This is a genomic window from Occallatibacter sp. FHG110214_02, assembly GCF_059115385.1.
Genome location: NZ_JBZYWK010000039.1, coordinates 1 through 18,929 on the forward strand (window position 1 = coordinate 1; position 18,929 = coordinate 18,929).

16 protein-coding genes and 1 tRNA gene are annotated in these 18,929 nt (G+C 56.4%); 9 read left to right on the plus strand and 8 right to left on the minus strand.

Features of this window, described 5'->3' with window-relative positions; all coding sequences use genetic code 11:
- The first annotated feature begins 333 nt into the window (after positions 1–333).
- The gene (locus AC5S3R_RS19725; protein WP_494268907.1) at positions 334–1,503 is read left to right on the plus strand and encodes a pyridoxal-phosphate-dependent aminotransferase family protein; all 1,170 of its coding nucleotides are present in this window, start codon (positions 334–336) and stop codon (positions 1,501–1,503) included.
- Between the two features lie 256 nt (positions 1,504–1,759).
- On the plus strand, positions 1,760–3,607 hold the full coding sequence (serA, locus tag AC5S3R_RS19730; RefSeq protein WP_494268908.1) for a phosphoglycerate dehydrogenase: 1,848 nt from the start codon (positions 1,760–1,762) through the stop codon (positions 3,605–3,607).
- Positions 3,608–3,683: 76 nt separating this feature from the next.
- On the opposite strand, the gene efp is transcribed toward serA, so the two are convergent.
- Positions 3,684–4,244, minus strand: a complete 561-nt coding sequence (efp, locus tag AC5S3R_RS19735; RefSeq protein WP_494268909.1) for an elongation factor P — start codon at positions 4,242–4,244, stop codon at positions 3,684–3,686.
- Positions 4,245–4,501: 257 nt separating this feature from the next.
- Here efp and AC5S3R_RS19740 point away from each other — a divergent pair, with 257 nt between their 5' ends.
- On the plus strand, positions 4,502–5,056 hold the full coding sequence (locus tag AC5S3R_RS19740; protein WP_494268910.1) for a TetR/AcrR family transcriptional regulator: 555 nt from the start codon (positions 4,502–4,504) through the stop codon (positions 5,054–5,056).
- Positions 5,057–5,124: 68 nt separating this feature from the next.
- Positions 5,125–5,697, plus strand: coding sequence for a hypothetical protein (locus tag AC5S3R_RS19745; RefSeq protein WP_494268911.1), 573 nt, complete (start codon positions 5,125–5,127; stop codon positions 5,695–5,697).
- 818 nt (positions 5,698–6,515) lie between these two features.
- On the opposite strand, the gene AC5S3R_RS19750 is transcribed toward AC5S3R_RS19745, so the two are convergent.
- Complete coding sequence (locus tag AC5S3R_RS19750; RefSeq protein ID WP_494268912.1) at positions 6,516–7,316, minus strand: class I SAM-dependent methyltransferase; 801 nt, start codon at positions 7,314–7,316, stop codon at positions 6,516–6,518.
- A 236-nt stretch (positions 7,317–7,552) separates the two neighbouring features.
- Here AC5S3R_RS19750 and AC5S3R_RS19755 point away from each other — a divergent pair, with 236 nt between their 5' ends.
- Positions 7,553–8,512 (plus strand): aldo/keto reductase, encoded by a 960-nt coding sequence (locus AC5S3R_RS19755; RefSeq protein WP_494268913.1) that lies wholly within the window; start codon positions 7,553–7,555, stop codon positions 8,510–8,512.
- A gap of 78 nt (positions 8,513–8,590) precedes the next feature.
- Here AC5S3R_RS19755 and AC5S3R_RS19760 read toward each other — a convergent pair whose 3' ends face one another.
- From AC5S3R_RS19760 to AC5S3R_RS19770, 3 genes are all read right to left on the minus strand, one after another.
- A complete protein-coding gene (locus AC5S3R_RS19760; RefSeq protein ID WP_494268914.1) occupies positions 8,591–9,697 on the minus strand; it encodes a DUF3106 domain-containing protein in 1,107 nt (368 codons plus the stop codon).
- Between the two features lie 97 nt (positions 9,698–9,794).
- Complete coding sequence (locus tag AC5S3R_RS19765) at positions 9,795–10,292, minus strand: hypothetical protein (protein ID WP_494268915.1); 498 nt, start codon at positions 10,290–10,292, stop codon at positions 9,795–9,797.
- A gap of 61 nt (positions 10,293–10,353) precedes the next feature.
- On the minus strand, positions 10,354–11,037 hold the full coding sequence (locus AC5S3R_RS19770; RefSeq protein ID WP_494268916.1) for an RNA polymerase sigma factor: 684 nt from the start codon (positions 11,035–11,037) through the stop codon (positions 10,354–10,356).
- A 393-nt stretch (positions 11,038–11,430) separates the two neighbouring features.
- Here AC5S3R_RS19770 and AC5S3R_RS19775 point away from each other — a divergent pair.
- Positions 11,431–11,507, plus strand: a tRNA-Val gene (locus AC5S3R_RS19775).
- A 93-nt stretch (positions 11,508–11,600) separates the two neighbouring features.
- Here the strand turns inward: AC5S3R_RS19775 and AC5S3R_RS19780 are convergent.
- Genes AC5S3R_RS19780 through AC5S3R_RS19790 form a run of 3 tightly spaced genes read right to left on the minus strand, consistent with a single transcriptional unit; the run spans position 11,601 to position 13,556 of the window.
- Positions 11,601–11,792 carry a hypothetical protein gene (locus AC5S3R_RS19780; protein WP_494268917.1) on the minus strand — a complete coding sequence of 64 codons (192 nt, stop codon included), beginning with the start codon at positions 11,790–11,792 and terminating at the stop codon, positions 11,601–11,603.
- A gap of 44 nt (positions 11,793–11,836) precedes the next feature.
- Positions 11,837–12,715 carry an HsdM family class I SAM-dependent methyltransferase gene (locus tag AC5S3R_RS19785; protein WP_494268918.1) on the minus strand — a complete coding sequence of 293 codons (879 nt, stop codon included), beginning with the start codon at positions 12,713–12,715 and terminating at the stop codon, positions 11,837–11,839.
- A 25-nt stretch (positions 12,716–12,740) separates the two neighbouring features.
- Positions 12,741–13,556 (minus strand): type I restriction-modification system subunit M, encoded by an 816-nt coding sequence (locus AC5S3R_RS19790; protein WP_494268919.1) that lies wholly within the window; start codon positions 13,554–13,556, stop codon positions 12,741–12,743.
- 481 nt (positions 13,557–14,037) lie between these two features.
- Here AC5S3R_RS19790 and cas9 point away from each other — a divergent pair, with 481 nt between their 5' ends.
- From cas9 to cas2, 3 genes are read left to right on the plus strand one after another with little or no spacing between them, the layout of a single operon-like run.
- The gene (cas9, locus tag AC5S3R_RS19795; protein WP_494268920.1) at positions 14,038–17,415 is read left to right on the plus strand and encodes a type II CRISPR RNA-guided endonuclease Cas9; all 3,378 of its coding nucleotides are present in this window, start codon (positions 14,038–14,040) and stop codon (positions 17,413–17,415) included.
- A complete protein-coding gene (cas1, locus tag AC5S3R_RS19800; RefSeq protein ID WP_494268921.1) occupies positions 17,412–18,401 on the plus strand; it encodes a type II CRISPR-associated endonuclease Cas1 in 990 nt (329 codons plus the stop codon). Before cas9 ends, cas1 begins: the two co-directional genes overlap by 4 nt.
- Positions 18,402–18,413: 12 nt before the next feature.
- Positions 18,414–18,752 carry a CRISPR-associated endonuclease Cas2 gene (cas2, locus tag AC5S3R_RS19805; RefSeq protein WP_494268922.1) on the plus strand — a complete coding sequence of 113 codons (339 nt, stop codon included), beginning with the start codon at positions 18,414–18,416 and terminating at the stop codon, positions 18,750–18,752.
- Positions 18,753–18,929 lie beyond the last annotated feature (177 nt).

The following is an 18,929-nucleotide window of genomic DNA, read 5'->3' on the forward strand; positions in this document are numbered from 1 at the left end:
GGTAGGTCTTCTTTCCAGCCGCCATTCTCGTCGGAAATGCAAAGGCCCTGCTCTTTTGAGCCGGGCCTTTTTCCATCACTTCTCTATTGAAGCATACATGGGGTTAATTGAGCGCAAACGATTTCCACAGATTTGAAGTTTATTTTTCTGTGATTCCGCTGGCTTGGCGGCTGGCTTTTGTGATTGGAGTGGAGATTGGGGAGAGAAATTAGGATTTCCGAGAAATGAATTCACATTTATCACACAGTTGTGTATTCTGTGACTGTTGACGCGGCCTGAGCCGGTCCAATTATGCTGCTACCGGCTTGAGCCGGGGGGCAAAGCGAGGAAAATATGATTCGGAAGACGCGGTTGTACACTCCAGGTCCCACTCCCCTATTGCCTGCAGCGCAGTTTGCGATGGCTGCGGCGGATATTCACCACCGGACGCCGGAGTTCAAGGCGCTGTTCTCGAAGGTGCTGGGGCAGTTGAAGACCTTTGTGGGTACGCAGAATGATGTGCTGCTGCTTTCGAGCTCGGGGACGGGCGCGATGGAGGCTGCGGTTTCGAATCTGACTTCGGCGGGCGACAAGGTGCTGGTGCTGACGGCCGGCAAGTTTGGCGAGCGCTGGGTGGACCTGACGAAGGCCTTTGGATGCGTGCCGGATGTGGTTGAGGCTCCTTATGGGAAGACTTTCAGGCTTGAGGACATCAAGGCGGCGCTGAAGCCGGAGCACAAGGTTGTTTACATGCAGGCTTCGGAGACTTCTACGACGGTGAGCCACGATGTTGAAGGTGTGGCGAAGCTGTTGAAGGGCACCGACACGCTGCTGGTGGTGGACGCGATTACCGGGCTGGGCACGCAGACGATTGATGTGGACGGCTGGGGCGTGGATGTGGTGATTGGCGGCTCGCAGAAGGCGGTCATGATTCCGCCGGGGCTGGCTTACCTGTCTGTCAGCGAGAAGGCGTGGAAGGCGATGGATGCAGCGAAGAATCCGCGCTACTACTTTGACCTGCGCAAGGAACGCAAGAATGCGGTGAAGGGTGAGAGTGCTTACACGCCTGCGGTTGCGCTGGTGGCCGGGCTTGGCGCTGCGCTGGACTTCATTGCAGAACAGGCGGACGGCGACCTTGAGAAGGGGCGGATTGCGCTTATCAACAATGCGCAGGTGAATGCCAAGGCTACCCGCGAAGGGCTGAAGGCGCTGGGCTTTACGCTGTTTGCTCCAGATTCTCCTTCGGCGGCGGCTACGGCTGTGGCTGTGCCTGAGGGGATGGATTCGGGCGCGGTGGTGAAGGCGCTGAAGACGAAGTTCAAGCTGGTGACTGCGAATGGGCAGGGCACGATGCAGGGCAAGATTTTCCGCGTGGCGCATCTTGGGTTCTTTGACTATCTCGATACAGTCGCTTTCCTTGGCGCGGCGGAGCATATTGCGAAGGATACGCTTGGTTTGCCGGTTGAGTATGGGCAGGCTGTGGCGGTGGCGCAGAAGGTGTTTGCCGAGGCGACTAAAAGCTAGCTGTTAGCTATTAGCTTTTAGCTCTACGGTGGGAGAACGGACCTTTGAGGTATCCCAGGTCCCAAAATCAGGGACCTGGGGCACCCGGCTTTTGTGGGCTCAATAGCGGTAAGTCGGCGGTTGTGGTTTCTCACCCTTGCGCCAGAAACAAGGCGCAAGGATGGGGCACGGAACATTGTGGCGGAACCAACTCTTGAAAAACAGGATGGAGGTTTTTTAGCTAAGAGCTAACGGCTAATGGCTAAAAGCTGCATTTATGGAACTAACTTTTGGCGAAAAACTTGTGCTGGCTCGCAAGCAGCTTGACCTCTTCCAATACCAGATGGCGGAGCGGCTGGGGGTGCATCCGAACTCGATCTGGAAGTATGAGCGGGGCGAGGGGAAGCCGCAGGCTTCTGTTGTGCGGATGTTTGAACTGCTTTGCGAAAAAGAAGGCATTCGCTTTGATGACTACGAGGCCGGCGCTGCGGGCGCGAACGGCGGCAAGGGAGAAAAGATGAAGATTGTTCTGGCGGAGAAGGTTTCTCCGGCGACTCTGGCGGTGTTTGCTGCAGAGCCGGGCTGGGAAGTGTTGACGCATGACAAGCTGCCGGATGGTCTTGAGGCGGCGCTAAAAGATGCGGATGCGTTGGTTGTGCGTTCGGCGGTGCAGGCTACGGATGAGCTGATGAGCCATGCTCCGAAGCTGCGCGTGATTGGCCGCGCGGGCGTGGGTGTGGACAACATTGATGCCGAGGCGGCGACGCGGCGCGGCGTGGTGGTGATGAATACGCCGGGTGCGAACGCTGTTGCCGTGGCTGAGCTGGCGATTTGCCAGATGCTGGCGCTGGCTCGCAAGCTGACGGTTGCGAATGCCACGATGCACGCGGGCAAGTGGGATAAGAAGAACCTGCAGGGCACGGAGCTGCGCGGCAAGACGCTGGGCATTCTTGGACTGGGACGCATTGGGCTTGAGGTGGCGAAGCGGGCGAAGGGATTTGGGCTGGATGTTATTGGCTCGGACCCGTTTGTTTCGGCGGCGGTTGCTCGCGAGAATGGTATTACGCTGGTTACGCTTGAGGAACTGTTTGCTAAGAGCGACTACCTGACGCTGCATGTGGGGTTGACGCCGCAAACGGCGAACGTCATCAACGCGAAGACGCTGGCGACGATGAAGAAGGGCGTGAAGATTATCAACTGCGCTCGCGGCGAGCTGATTGAAGACGCGGCTCTGGTTGAAGCGTTGAGGGCTGGGCAGGTTGGCGGAGCGGCGCTTGACGTGTTTACGGTTGAGCCGCCTAAGGAGTCGCCTTACTTTGGTCTGGACAATGTGATTTTGACGCCGCATATTGCGGGCTCGACCAACGAGGCGCAGGAAGCGATTGGTATCCAGCTTGCGCGGCAGGTGCGGGACTACCTGAAGCTGGGCGTGGTGCAGAATGCGGTGAATCTACCGTCGCTGAGCCACGAGGAGTATGTGAAGCTGACTCCTTATATTGATTTGGCGGGGCGGCTGGGTGCGTTTATGGCGCAGGCTTCGCGGCGCGAGATTGAGGGCGGGCTTGAGGGCATTGACCTGATTTACAGCGGCACGCTGGTGGAAGCGAAGACTGACCTAGTGCGCAATGCAGCGATTGCCGGGCTGCTGCAGGGGCTGGAGAATATCAATCGCATCAATGCAGCTACTGTTGCTGAAGGGCGCGGTATTCGCGTGCATGAAGAGAAGAAGGAAGCTCGCGCGGGTGTGGGTACGCAGCTTGCGATTGAGCTGCACTGGGCCAACGGAAGCAATCATGCTACGGCTACGGTGATTCATGGCGAACAGCCGCGATTGCTGGAGTATACGGGCATTGATGTGGAGGCTCCGCTGGAGGGGAACCTGCTTGTGTGCCGCAACCTGGATGTGCCGGGCGTGATTGGCAAGATTGGCACGACGCTGGGTGAGCAGGGCGTGAACATTGGAAACTTTGCGCTGGGACGCGACCGCAGCGGCATTGAGCCGGTGAAGGCGCTGGCCGTGGTGCAGGTGGATGCGCCGGTTTCTTCGGAAGTGCTGGATGTGCTGAAGAAGATTGAGGCGATTGTGGATGCTAAGGCGGTGACTTTGCCGGAGCATGGGCAATAAACTGCACGAACCTGCACTGTAAATGAAAAAGCCACCGTGCTGACGGTGGCTTTTTCATTTGCAATCAAGGAAAGATTTATGCGCGGCTGAGGTAGGTGCCTTCGCTGGTGTCGATCTTGATTTTTTCGCCTTCGTTGATGAAGGGCGGGACCTGTACGACGAGGCCGGTTTCCATCTTGGCGGGCTTGGTTACGCTGGAGGCCGTGGCGGACTTAAGGCCGGGCTCGGTCTCTACGACTGTGAGCTCGACGGTCTGCGGAAGGTCGATGCCGACGGCGATACCGTCAAAGTAGCTGACGGTGATCTGCATGTTCGGCGTGAGGTATTCGACGGCGTCGCCAAGCGTGGAGTGCTTGAGGATGGTCTGCTCGAAGTCCTCGGGGTTCATGAAGTAGTAGTCGTCGCCGTCGTTGTAGAGGAATTCCATGGTGATTTCGTCTACGACTACCTTTTCGATGGCGTCGGCGGAACGGAAGCGGTGCTCGAACATGGCGCCGGACTTGAGGTTGCGGAGCTTGGCCTGAATGAAGGCGCGCAGGTTGCCGGGCGTGCGGTGCTCAACCTTGAAGACCAGGTGAAGCTGGTCGTTGTGCTTGATGATCATGCCCGGACGCATTTGGGTGGCGGGAATCGCCATAAAGTGAAACTCCTTGCTGGGTTGCGCCTGCATAGACGCGAAAAGATTGGCCTTGGCCTATTAATTATTGTAGCTTAGGCACGGCTATGGCCTATGGGATAGTGCAGTCCTGGTTTATCTCAAGAATTGGATTATGTGCATTAAGCCGCTTCATGAGGACCAACGCCGATGGGAGTGGCAGACTTGAAAGATTTTTGTAACCGAACCTACTAGTTGGTAGTCTACTTATTATGCAGGGAGAAACAGCAGAACGCATTTTGAAATCGGCGAAAGACCTGATGATTGAGCGGGGGTACTCGGCTTTTAGTTACGCCGATATCTCCGAGGCGGTTGGAATCAGGAAGCCTAGCATTCATCATCACTTTCCGACCAAGGCGGCCCTGGCCGTGGCGGTTCTCAAGACACATCGCGAGCAGACCGTTGAAGGCACTGCACAGCTCGACAGGCAGATAGCCGATCCATGGAAGCGGCTGCAGGCCTACGTGCAGTACTGGGAGAAGTGTATTCGCGACCGCAGCGTTCCGTTTTGTGTTGCGGCGCTAATGGGAGCGGAGTTGCCGGCGCTGCCGGAGGAAGTGCAGGCCGAGGTGCGCTTGCATTTCAAGGCGCTGGCGGATTGGCTGGAACGGACTTTGAAGGCCGGGGTGAAGGCTGGGGTCATCAAGCTACAGGATTCCGCGGCGTCAGAGGCCCAGACGCTGATGGCGATTGTGCATGGGGCGATGCTCTCTGCCCGCGCCAGTGGGGATTGTGATGTTTTCCGGCTCGTGACTGGGGCGGCACTCAAGCGGATTGCGGCAACAAAAAACTGAAATGCGGAGGCCATACATGGCTTTCTGCGCTCATTAACCTACCAACTAGAAGATAGACGAGGTGTCTCATGCAAAATCACACTTTTGAATCGGCCCGCTCGCTGCGGAACCTTTATTTTGTCCGGACGGTGTTCCAGGTAATCTGGGCGGGCGCTGTTCTTTCCACGGCGCTTACGCAGCCGAATATCGCTTCCGTATTGCTGATTGTGTATCCGCTCTGGGATGTTGCGTGCACGCTCTATGACCTGAGCGCTTCACGCCCTGTGGGAAGCGCTCGGACTTCGCAGATTATCAATGCGCTTCTGGGTGCCGCTACGGCCCTGGGGATTGCGCTGACGGTGTTTACCCTGCCGGCGTATGCCATTGCGATTTTTGGCGCGTGGGCACTTGGGGCCGGTCTGCTTCAGTTCGTGGCTGGACTTATTCGCCGTAAACAGCTTGGCGGGCAGTGGGCGATGATTCTTAGCGGCGCGCAATCGACTGCGGCGGGGATTGCGTTTGTGCTCGGTGGCTTGGGTGGGAAGTTTCATGCGAAGGATATGGGCGGTTATGCCATCTTCGGCGCTATCTACTTCCTGATTGGTGGCGTTTTGCTGAGCCGCAAAATGGCGCGAGGTGCGATTGAGCCTCTTCAGAGCTGAAGAGCTATCCCGATTTGCTTGCATTGCTATCAAAAAGACGATTATTCCTGTGTCGGAAATACGGAAGGTGGGGTTATGCTTGTGGCAGAAGTCGAGCCATAACGGAAATGAGGATAGCCCTACCATGCCACTCGTTAATTTGCGCTCATCTTTACCTTGTTCGCTTCCGTCGCCCGCACTCCAACCAAAGCTGAATGGCTCTCAGGGTGGAACAGGGTTTGCGCATCGGCCACAAGGTGCGGTTCCGCCAGTTTATCGCCCACAATCCAGCCCGGCAGCGCAAGCCAAGCCAGCGCGCTCGCAAGCACCTCCGGTCTATCGGCCAGTTACCCTGGTGCAGAGCAAGCCAGCTACATCCGTTTTGCAGCCGGCTGCTGGATTGCCGATACAGGTATCCGCGCCGCCGGTATATATGCCGAACCAGGCTAATGTGCAGCTCAAATCCGTAATTCAAATGAGACAGTGCGGCGTATGCCTCCAACATAACAGCCATTTGCCCACATGCCGTCACTACAAAGCCCCGCAGCAGTCCCATTCCGGCAGAGGTACGCATACGTCCGGCATGAATCATGATGATGGCAGGGGATATACGCACGGCGGAGCAGGCAGTGATCGACATGACCATGGTCTGCACGCCCAAGCTGTGATTAGAAGACGGCAAGAACGTCAGAAGAAAAAACGCAGATAATCATTCTCTTCTCCACATTTCTTGCAATAGGGATGCATATGGCCGCAGTGAGAGCCATTCGCATTCTTTGTTGCGTGCAAGATACTGCTGAACAGACGCCCGGTTAATACGCTGAGACGGTGGCGGCTTATTACGCGCGGGCGATCAGGCAGCGGAAGGTTGCTCCGATGCGGTAGCTGCCGTCGGGTTGGCGGAAGGGTGCGAGGGCCGTAGTGTGGGCGGCGTCTACGGCTTCTACGCTGGAATGCTCAATGGCGCGGGCAGCTACGCCGGAGGAACGCAGGCCGCGAAGGGCTTCATCGAGGCCAAGGTAGTGCCACGGGGAGTCTACGTCGAAGACGTTGATGGGGGTAAGGCCGGCTCTGGTGGCAAGGGCGTTAAGCGCGGATTCCTCAGAGAGCGCGAAGGGGCCGGGTGGGGTTGGACCGGGTGGTGGCGGCGGCAGTAGAGGCTTGAGAGCGGCTACGAGCGAAGCGGCTTCCATGCCGTCGGGTTTGCCCCAGGTTGCGAGGAGAACGTAGCCGCCGGGGCTGGTGACGCGTTTTGCTTCTGACAGCGCGGTTGCAGGATTTGCGGCGTACTGGAAGGAGTTGAAGCCGGTGACTATATCGAAGGACGCGTCGGCGAAGGGCATCTGTTCGAGTGGGCCCTGGCGGAAATCGCCTTGCGGGACACGGGTGCGGGCGATGGCTAATAGGTTTTCCGCGGCGTCGAGGCCGGATACCTTTGCGCCGTAGCTTGCGGCTAGTTGCGCGGCGAGACCTGCGCCGCAGCCGGCGTCGAGATAGCGTGTGCCGCGGCCGACGGAGATACGGCAAAATGCTTCTTCGTAGACGGGGAGGCAGGTTTTTTCCTGAATTTCGGCCCAGTCTGTTGCGGCGGCTCCCCAGTAATGTCCGTTGGTAGTTGCGGTGGTGGCGGGCTGGGTCATGATTTGTCTCCGTGTGCTGCTTCGGGGCAAGGGTAATGTATGACTGCGGAAGGAGCCAGAGGATTTTGGGATTTGTTGCGCTGTGCCTGGTTCCGAAGGTAGTTAGGCAGTGCCTGATGAGCCGATTGCTTAGGTGTGCTTCAACTTCAACATGCAAGAAACAGCAGCCCGGCTCCGCATTGACGCATCCCATCATGGCAAGCGCAAAATAGAGAACGCAGCAAAAGGAGAATCCTATGTCGAAGAGGAAGCTGGGGCTGAATGGGCCGGAGGTTCCGGCGATTACGCTGGGCGGGAATGTGTTTGGATGGACGCTTTCCGAAGCCGATACCTTTCATCAGTTGGATCGCGCGGTGGATGCGGGGCTGAACTTTATTGATACTGCCGATGTTTACTCGCGGTGGGCTCCGGGGCATGTGGGCGGCGAGTCGGAAACGATCCTGGGCAAGTGGTTTGCGAAGAGCGGGCGGCGCAAGGATGTGATTCTGGCGACGAAGGTTGGCATGGAGATGGGCGAGGGCAAGAAGGGCTTGTCTGCTGCTTATGTTGCGGCGGCTGTGGATGCTTCGCTCACGCGGCTGCAGACGGATTACATCGATCTTTACCAGTCGCACAAGGATGATGAGGAGACTCCGCTGGAAGAGACGCTGGGCGCGTTTGACAAGCTGGTGAAGGCGGGGAAGGTGCGGTATATCGGGGCTTCCAACTACACCGGGGCGCGGCTGGCGGCGGCTGTGGAGACGAGCCGCAAGAATGGGCTGCCGGAATATGTTTCGCTGCAGCCGCATTACAACCTTGTGGAACGCATTTCGTTTGAGACCGATTTGCTGCCGGTGGTGGAGAAGTACGGCATTGGTGTAATTCCCTACTTCTCTTTGGCTGCGGGATTTTTGAGCGGCAAGTACAAGAGCGCGGAGGATGCTTCGCAGGCGGCGCGTGGCGGGATGGTGAAGAAGTACCTGAACGACTATGGCTTTGGCGTGGTGAAGGCGCTGACGGAAGTGGCTGCGGCGCATAACGCGACTCCGTCGCAGGTGGCGCTGGCGTGGCTGCTGGCTCAGCCGGGCGTGACGGCTCCGATTGCCAGCGCTACGAATGATAAGCAGCTTGATGATTTGATTGCGGCGTCGAATCTTACGCTCGACGCGGCGAGTGTTGCCAAGCTGACGGAAGCTAGTTCGCCGGTGGCTGCGTAAATTGCTGCATCGGTTATAAGCAAAGAGGCTGCATCGAAAACCGATGCAGCCTCTTTTGTTTCTATTCCCTGCCCTGCCTTACGGTTGCGGCGGCTCGTAGGGCTCAGCGCGGAGCATATCGGTGAGAATGCCGCGCTCCTGCGGAGAGAACTGGCTTTGATAACGGGCCGAGTTGAGCACCGTTGTACGCTGATCGGGCGGCACGGAGCGGAGGTCGCGCCAGGCGTTGCGCATGACGGATTGGCGGTCCGTGGGCAGACCGCGGAAGGCTTGCGCAGACTGATTGACGCGCATGCGATCCTGCGGGCTCAGGCGCTCCAGCATCTCGTTACGCGCAAGGCGGCGCTGGCGCTCGGCTGCATCCATATTATTGACCGAGTGCAACTGCTGCACGAGGCGCTGCTGCTGGTCAGACGGCAAGCGGCGGAAGCTCGGGTCATTGCGCAGGAGCTGTTCCTGATTCTGGACCGGGGTGTTGCGGTGGTCGTTGAGCCAGGATTGCAGGTGGCCCGGAGGCGCGGCTGTGGGACCGATAGATTTCGCACCGGGATATGCCGGGCGGGTTTGCGTGGGCGGGGCTCCGCCATAGGGCGAGGCCGAGCGCACTCCGCCGGGATAGCTGCGCATGTTGTTGCCGCTGCCGGGATATGTGGGGCGAACCGAGTTGGGTGCGCCACCGCCGTAAGGTATGCCGGGGTGTGCGGCTGAGTAGCTGGGGTTGGAGCCGGGATAGCCGCCTCCCGGATAGCCTGCGCCGGGGTAGCCGCCACGATATTCAGGACGGGCTGCGCCACCGGGATATCCGCCGGGATATGAGGGGCGTGCGGCATTAGGGGCTCCGTAAGGAGACTCAGGCCGCGAGCCGCGGTAGTCTGCATAGCCGCCACCGGGGTAGCCACCGGGCTGCGGTGCGCGGCTGGAGGGAGCATGGCCCATCATGGGGGCGTGGGGCACATTGCCAACGTGGGGCTGGGACATGCGCGGCGCGGAATAATGCGGCGCAGACATCTGCGGAGCCGAATAATGAGGCGCCGAGCCGTGGGACTGATGCTGCGCGTTTGCGAAAGCAGAACCAAGGCAGAGGAAGGCCATTGCGGCGGAAACTACCGCTGCGCGCAGTGAGCCGGACCGGCTAAGGCCATGGTTAGCCCTGGGCACAGCTCTCGCGTTGGCATTCGTGGTCACTTCTCTTTTGCTCCCGATTCAGATTGTTTCAAACGCTTCAATTTAAGCATCTGACCCCAGATTCCCAGATGCTTGCCTTCCTTACTTATCTGCCGGATTAGTTATTCGCCTGGTCCGGCTGGTCCATGGACTCAAGCTGGTCCAGCAGCTGCGCGTTCGAGTCGAGGGTCTGCAGGTCGTTGACTACAGCGGTGGCCTGCGGAGCCTTGGGCGCGGGCTGCTCCCAGTAGCTGTTGAGGTATGCTCCGCCGCCGATAAGCACGGCAACCGTGAGCGCCATGGCGGCCAGCGGGCGCGACTGCAACTGCGGGCCGTATGACCAGCGGGCTTTCAGCTTTTCCAACCAGGTGGCCGGCGGCGCGGCCTTTTCCTCGCGGAGCCGGGCTTCAAAACGTGTCATGAAGTAGGGGTTGGGCTCCGGAGCAGGCCACGCGTCGAGCGTAGACATGGTCTGGCGCAGAGCGGCAAGCTCTGCGCGGCAACCTTCGCAGCTTTCCACGTGCTGCTTTACGCTGGCCGGTACGGCGTGCGAATCGAAAAGCAGGTCAGCCAGCTTTGATTCCATTCCCGCGCACATCGTGTTCATCGTTTCCATTGCAACCACCCCACTTCCAAAAATTCAGCCTGACTTCCAGTGGACCTGACTTTCCGTAGACTTAGACGAAATCCTTCAACTTCTCGCGTAGTGTCTGATACGCGCGAAATAACAAACTTTTTGTGGCGGACTCGCTCAGCTTGAGAACATCCCCAATTTGGCGGTAGTCCAGCCCTTGGTACTTGTGCATCAGCACGGCCATGCGTTGTCTTTCGGGCAGCGCCATGACGTGCTTGCGGATGGCGGCCATGCGCTCCTCGCGCAGGAGCCGTTGCTCCACGTTGGGCTCGTCGTCGGCTACTTCCGGCGTCGTTCCCGTTTCCTCGTCCGGCACATCGAGGTATACGTTCTGTGCAGCCCGCTCGTGCCGGGTATCGCGGGCGTGGTTCACCGCCAGGTTCGTGGCAATCCTGTAGAGCCAGGTGGTGAACTTGGCTTCGGCGCGGTAGCTCTCCCGCGAGCGGTAAACCCGGAGGAAGACCTCCTGCGCCAGTTCTTCGGCTACGGCCTGGGTGTGAACCATCCGGTAGAGGAAGCTCACCATGGCGCGGTGATACTTCTCGACCAGGTAGTTGAATCCTGAGTCGTCCCCGGCGGCGACGCGAAGCATGATGGCGGCGTCGCTGTTGGGGTCCAGACTCACCGGATTCAGGCCCGGATTCTGCCCTCCGACTCCTGCTTGCGCTTCCCTTGCCGGAATATCTGCTACCGGCATCAAGCCCGGATTGAGCGTCAGGGTAGCCATGTCTTCTGTAACCCCACTTGAAGCGGAAGGTTGCGGTTGGTCAGCGGTTTCCGCGTCGGGAGGGGGGGCGTCGGGGGAGCTTTCTGCCTTGGCGAAGACGTGCGGACCACTTCCAGTACCTGCGGGACCGGCAAAGCCCGGCTCTCCCAGGGAGTGGGCACCAAGCTGACCCTCCTGAAAGAGGTCCCCGGCGGCACGGATTGGTCTGAGCCGAAAGAACATACGCAACGCAAGAAGGCCCCGCCGACCAGAAATTTGGCCGGATGGCTCCACTGGTGATACTCTAAATCAGTTGGCCGCTTTCGGCGCTTTTTGCTGCCGGTTTCCCCTTACTGAAGGGCGTAAACACAAGCGGTACCGTGTTCCCTGCGTACAAAAGCAGGTTCCCAGAAAGGGCGGTTAGCTCAGCCGGTTAGAGCGCCTGCTTCACACGCAGGAGGTCCGGGGTTCGAGTCCCTGATCGCCCACCAATTAAATCAACAACTTACAGACATTCAGGCCGCTCTACACTTCAATACTGGGGTGAAAACTAGGGCGATAGAATAAAAAGCGAAAATTATAACCTACTGTAAGGGCAGTCTTTCCTCATGTGCTTGACTCGGAATGAGTTGCACCCTGCCGCTGATCGACTCAACCGCCCGGCGCATCTCATCCTCGTCTGCATGGGAGTACCGCGTCGCCATTGCAATCGTGGTGGACTTCGACCAACCGACAACCCGTGCGATTGTGGTCAGCGGAACGCGAGCGGCAACCATGCGATCAACTGCGGTATGTCGGAGATCATGCAGGCGCAGGCTGGCTAGACCTTCCAAGCAGTATCGACAACACGGCCAGCCAGCTTGACCGCGAGATCAATCTGCTTGGTCAGATCACGGCAGCGCTCGGCCATGGGATGCAGTGCGGTTCGCGCAGTATGGAGCGCGGCATTGTCGCGATCCTTCTCTTTGTCCCATATTTCGGCCTGGTGATCAGCATCTTCCACGAAGGCCTCGCGGTCCACCCTCTCCAAATCCTGAGCTGCTGTCAGATCTTTCCAGCTTTCCGCCATCGGATCAGGATCACGCTTCCCGGTCGCAAAGGGCTCGATGAGCGCGACAAACTTGTCCAACGATCCGGCGAAGGCCGCAAGCGGTTCCTTTGCGGCCTGACCTCTGGCGATTGCTTCGGCAAGGTAGGCTTCGACCAGCCGGAGGAAACGCTCCGTCTGCCCGCGATAGAGCCAAACAATGGCGGCGATGTTCTTCTGCTGCTCCAGGCTGAAGTCGCACAGAGACCGCGAGACCTTGCGGAAGATGTTTCGCGCATCGAGCATGAGGATATGATCGGCGCGTTCCGGATCGCGCTCCTTGGCCCGGTCATAAAACCAGAGCTGACAGGGAACAGTGCGCGTGTAAAAGAAGTTGCTGCGAATGTCGATCATCACATCGACACTGCCCCTTTCAACCAGCTTCTGGCGGACCTTTGCCTCGTCACGCCCGGCGCCGGAGGCCTGGGAAGACATGACCACATCTGCGCGGCCATTCTCATTCAGGTAGCTGTAGAAATACTGGAGCCAGAGATAGTTAGCATTGGATACCTTCTTCTCCTTGTTGACTCCCGGCAGGCCAAAGGGCAGGCGCTTGTCGTCCTTGACCTTTTCCGCATCTACTTCATCCACGTTGAAAGGAGGATTGGCCATAACGAAGTCGCACTTCCCGGCAAGTTCATGCGGGTCTTTCGTAATAGGTGATGGCTTCGTTTCCGGCCCGAATGCTGCCCTGCAACCCGTGAACAGCGAGATTGATTTGCGCCAGCTTGGCCGTGGTTTCGTTCTTTTCGTGGCCGTAGAAGGTGACGCGCTTCATTGTTTCCTGCCCGGCGTCTTCAATAAAGTGGCTAGACTGCACGAACATTCCGCCGGAGCCGCAGGCGGGATCGAGGATGATGCCGTGATCCGGCTCAATCACATTGACGATAGTCTGCACGATGGAAGGAGGCGTGAAGAACTCGCCATTGTCGTGAGCGCCCTGCTTGGAAAACTCACCTAGGAAGTATTCATAGATGCGGCCAAAGACATCGCCGGCCGCCTTCCGCAGGGCCGCCGAGTCGAACTTTCGCATCATGCTTTCAAGCAGCGTGTCATCCAAGCTCTGGTAGTTCTTCGGCAACTGACCGGCGAGTGGCGGAAACTTCTTCTCGACGGCCTCCATGGCCTCCGTAACCGCCTGGCCCAGGCTGCCATCCTTCCGCTTCTCCAGAATTACGTCGTAGCGGGCCTCCTCCGGAAGCATCATGGCCCGACGTTTGAGAAAATCGGCTTCCACAAGAGGACGATGCGCAATCTTCCCGGCGGCCTGACCTGCCTCAATGGCAGCAAGCGCCTCGTAGTAACGATTCGAGGCCTGACGCAGAAATAGCAGGCCCATGATGGGCATGAAGTATTCATTGGACGCAAGCCCGGAGTTGGCACGAAGATCGTCGGCCATTTTCCAGAGGTCCGCGTTGAACTGCTCGATATTGCCAAAGTGGTCAGCGGTCATAGGTCTCACAAAATGCTGTTTAGGTCCGGTATTGAGGATAAACATCGGCCCTAACCAGACTCAAACAATGCCGGATACCGGACATATCACCCCTGTATGGTCTCTAGCAGGCCAAAGGCGCATCTTCATCGTCTTAAGTCAGATTTTTCAGTTCTAGCAGAGTATTGAAAGGTTGCTAATTCAGCGCTGTTATTTAAGTAACTCCGCAAAATTTTCTTGTTCCATTCAACGTGTCCGGAATAATACGATAGCAAGCTAACAGCGAAACAAAGCTATATCGTGTGAGTAACGAGTGCTCAGTTACCCACAAATAGGGAACGGCCCGTGGCCGGGCCGTTCGAGGATACTGAGGGCAAACCTCAGATACCTTACGATGAAAGCCTGAAAAGCTCTTTCTTACTAAGAAAAGCCGGGCAATCACCGCTCAAGTACACTGGAGCTTTTCTACGCCATTGCAATCCGTTCGTCAAGGAGTTTTTCGGTGCCGCAAGCTGACCGTCGAAAGTACACTTTAGGTCTTGATCTTGGTTCTTCTTCTCTGGGATGGGCGCTTGTTGAATTGGACGCTAACGACCGACCGCGTCGTTTGATAAACGCCGGGGGGCGTATTTTCGATCCAGGCGTCGTGGGTGGCGATACGGAAATAGAGCGGGGACGCGATAAGTCCAAAGCCTCCGAACGGCGACTGGCTCGCCAGCGGAGAAAACAGACATACCGACGGGCATTACGGCAGAAGAAACTCTTCCGCCTGCTGCAAGATGCTGGAATGCTTCCCGCATACGAGCAGAACTCCACAAGAACTTTATCGGAACAGCGGCACGAGATTCTGAATGCCCTGGATAAGAAGCTCGTTGCACGTTGGCGCGGAAAGGCGAAAATCTCTGGCAACGAGATGGACCTGGCTGACCAGTCGCTGGTTTATCTGCTGCGCAGCGCTGCTGTGGAGAGCAGGCTTGAGCCCGAGGAAATTGGGCGTATCTTGTATCACCTTGCCCAGAGACGCGGATATTGGTCAAACGGACTGGACGAGGAAGAAGTACAGGAGGCCAAGAATTCCGAGGAGAGCGCGCAAGAGGGGCGCAGAAAGAAGTCAAAGAAAGAGAACGGAGCGGAAGACAAAAAGCTCGGCGAAGTTGCCAAGGGGATTTCTGATTTACGCGCGAATATGGATGCGGCAGGGACGCAATATTTAGGCTCGTACTTTGCGCTGGTCAATCCGCACGAGAAACGAATCCGGCATCGCTGGACTGAGCGCGCGATGTTTAAGGATGAATTTTTCGCTATCTGGAATAAGCAGCGGGAATTTTATCCTGCAATGCTGACAGATGATCTTGAGGCAAAGGTTCATCACTGGCTGTTCTTTCAGCGCCCGCTGGCTAGTTCTAAACATCTCATTGGATTCTGTGAGCTTGAAAAAGAGGAACGGCGTGCTCCGTGGGCCACGTTAGAAGCGCAGCGTTTTCGCGTTTTGCAAAGGGTAAATGACCTCCGGGTAATTGAGCGCGGCAGATACAATGAACGCCTGCTGCGAAAGGAGGAGCGCGAACGGATTCTCGATCATCTTGAAATCAAGGGCGACCTGACGTTCAAGGCCATGAAAGAGCTATTGGGATCGCCAGAGATTCTTGGTTTCAACCTTGAGCGGCTTGTGAAAAACCGCATTGAGGGGAACCGGGTCAATGTGCACATGCTGCGCGTGTTTGGAGATCGATGGAACACGCTCCCTCAGCAGGACAAACGCAAGGCTGTTGAACAATGGCGCACAGCAAAGCCGGAAAAACTTGAGCAGATTGGAAAAGAGCAATGGGGGCTTGATGAATTTGCAGCCAAACGATGGGGCGACACCACACTAGCTCGCCCGCCCAAAGATTATTGCAATCTCTCGCGGAAAGCGCTTGAAAATCTACTTCCGCTCATGGAGACAGGAACGCCCTTTAAGACTGCTGAACGCGAAAAATATGGCAACCGCTTTGCTGGCGCGAAACCTTTGGATTTTGTTCCCAGAATAGTAGATTACCTTCCATCCATCACAAATCCGGCAGTTATGCGTGCTCTGACGGAGTTACGCAAGGTCGTGAATGCAATCATCCGGGAGTATGGCAAGCCATACCAGATTCGTATTGAGCTTGCCCGTGAATTGCGTAGAAACCGGCGAGATCGAGCCGCACTCTTCAATGACAATCAGAACCGAATGAAAAAACGTGAAGAAGGTGCGCGATGGATTCTGGCACAGCAAAATAACCTGCATCCCTCGCCGCAGGAGATTCGGGACGTTCCCGCTTACAAAATTGAAAAATGGCTGCTGGCGGAGGAGAGCCATTGGCTTTGCCCGTACACCGGCAAATCTATCAACTATGCCAGTCTTTTCACGTACCCAGAATTCGAGGTTGAGCACATAATCCCGTTGAGCCGCTGCACGGATAATTCCTTTGCTAACAAAACGCTTTGCCATCGCAGTGAGAACCAGAAGAAGGGTGGGCGGACTCCCTGGGAGGCGTATCACGAAGAAGAGGAGCGTTGGGCGCATATTCAGAAGCGTGTCGCCCAATTTACGGGTGGTCCCAGGATTGGCGAGCATCCTAAGCTGCGGCGATTCAAGCTCCGTTCCCTTGAGGAGATTGAAGGGTTCACAAACCGGCAGCTCACAGATACGCGCTATACAACCAAGCTGGCTGCTCGCCTTTTGATGTCTCTCTACGGAGGACGGGATACGAGCGCTCCCACAGATGGGCAGGACGAGATTGCAGAATTCTTTGACAAAACAGGCCGCAGAATTTTTGCTTCAACGGGCAGCGTGACGAAGCTCCTGCGTGATGCCTGGCAACTTCATCCCGACGTTGTTCTGGAGCTTCCCGGAGACCAGAGCGGAGAAAAGCGTAAAGGCAAGGACCGCTCGGATCACCGGCATCATGCGGTGGATGCTCTTGTTATTGCGCTCACGACAGAACAGCAGGTGCGAGACATAAGCCTGTACGCACAGAGCAAGATGGACAAAAAGTGGCCGCTTGATTACCGCGACCTAGTTCGCGGCCTACTATCTCCCTGGACGGATCGCAAAGAATTCCTAGGCGATGTTTTCCAGAAGATGCTGGTATCGCACAAACCGGAACAAAAGCTGAGTGGATCACTTCACATCGACACGATTTACCCCACGCCTCAACGTGATCCAAATAATGGGAAGTTTTACGTCAGCCTCCGGCGGTCGGTTGTCGGCATTACAGATAAACAGGTTAAAGAGATTCAAGGAGACAATATTAGGAAGGCAGTCGAGACAAAACTCTTGGAGCATAATGGAAACTCCAAGAAATTCAATTTGGACGATATTTCCACGCTCCCTGTGCTTGAAGCCAAAGACGGGCGGTTGATTCCAATCAAAAAGGTTCGCGTCCGGGAAAGTAAGGAGCCAGACAGCCTAGTACCCTTTCCAGGCAACAGAAATGTTGAGTCAGAAAGCATCCACCATTTCGAGATATTTGCGTCACGGGACAAAAAGAATCGGGAGGTTTGGCTTCATATTCCTGTTTCGATCATCGAGGCATATGACAGGCACAGCCGCAAGGAACCCGTCGTTTGTCAGTCGCATCCTGAAGACCGAAATGCCGAATTCATCTTTTCGCTAATGAAAGGCGATATTGTCGAGTTGGATTATCAGGGCAAACGGGACATTTTTCGCATCAAAAAATTTTACTCTGCTGGGCCAATCTGGTTTACGCATGTTAATAATGCGCAGAAGGATGAAGAACAGAAAAAGGACAAAACAATGTGGTCAGTCAATCCGAATCCTTTGCGCTTGCTCAATCCGCAGAAAGTGATAATTGATCCTCTCGGAAGAAAATTTGGCATCAGGAAGGCGACATGATTGACCGTATCGTTGAAATTGCCAATCCTGCAAGACTCAGTGTACGTGACTCGCAGCTTGTCATTGAACGCCCTCAGGAAGAGCAGCTTGTTCTTCCGTTCGCCACGCCGATTGCTGAAATAGCCGTGCTTTTGCTAGCTCATCCGCAGATTACGCTATCTCAGGCCGTACTTTCGCGTATCGCTGAGGCTGGCGGATCGGTAATCACTATCGATGCGAAATTTCTGCCCGCCTCTTTGCTATTGCCTGTCCAGGCTCATTTTCTGCAAACCGAGCGATTCGCCAGACAAATGCAGCTTTCACTTCCCACGCGCAAAAGACTTTGGCAGCAGATTGTCAAAGCTAAGATTCGTGCACAAGGCGAGTTGCTGAGGGAGCTGCACGGAAACGATGAGGGATTGATTGCCATGGCTGAGCGCGTTCGGTCGGATGATGCCGGGAATCTTGAGGCACAAGCAGCCCGGCGGTATTGGTCTTTGCTCTTCCGAGACTCGAAATTTCGCAGAGGGTCGGAAGGGCCAGACCAGAATCGCCATTTGGATTACGGATACACAGTGCTCAGAGCGGTCGTAGCTCGCGCCCTTTGTGCTGCAGGGCTTCATCCTTCGATTGGCTTGCGTCATAAAAATCGTTATGATGCTTTCTGCTTGGCCTCAGACGTGATGGAGCCATTTCGCCCGTTGATTGACCGTCGTGTAGCCCAATGGATTGCCCGCGAAGATCGTACTGCCCCGGTCGATCCGCGCACCAAGAACTGGCTTATTGGCGCTGTAACAGCTCGCTATTATTACGAGCGCGAAGAGAGGACGCTTTTTGACATTCTTCTACGAACAGCGAACTCGTTGGCAAAGTGCGTCACAGGTGAATCAAGCGACGCGACTGTTCCAAGCTTGTTAGCTTCTGTGTCAATCGAGTCGGCCCCTAAACGAGGAGTGAAGCGAGCAGAAATAGAACAAATAGAATTTGTCGAAGAAGTGAGTGGATGAGATTGAAATGCAATGAAAGGGCGGCCACCATCCGCGTATCGATCCTTGTGGCTTATTGCCATGTTCGATTTGCCAGTGGAAACACCGGCCAACAGACGTGACTACACACGCTTTCGCAAAGCCTTGCTCAAAGATGGCTTTATGATGTTGCAGTTTTCCGTCTATGCCCGCTACCTGCCCAGCGAAGAAGCCGCTACAGCTCATCGCAGCACAATTCGCCAAGTGATTCCGCCACTGGGACAGGTTCGCCTGATTACGGTGACTGACCTTCAGTTTGGCAAAATGGAGGTTTTTTATGGCAAGAAACCACGCGATCCAGAAGAAATTCCGGAGCAAATCCTGCTTTTTTGAAGGAAGTACCGCGCTGAACCTGCCATTTTTCAGCAGGTTCGGCGCGATCTAGTGTACTTGAGCGGTGATTCCCGGCAATCCCTAGCCCTCAACGTGTAGTGGTCGTCCAGACACAGAGTGTACTTGAGCGGTGATTCCCGGCAATCCCTAGCCCCTCGTGTTGGTTATCCGGCTGGT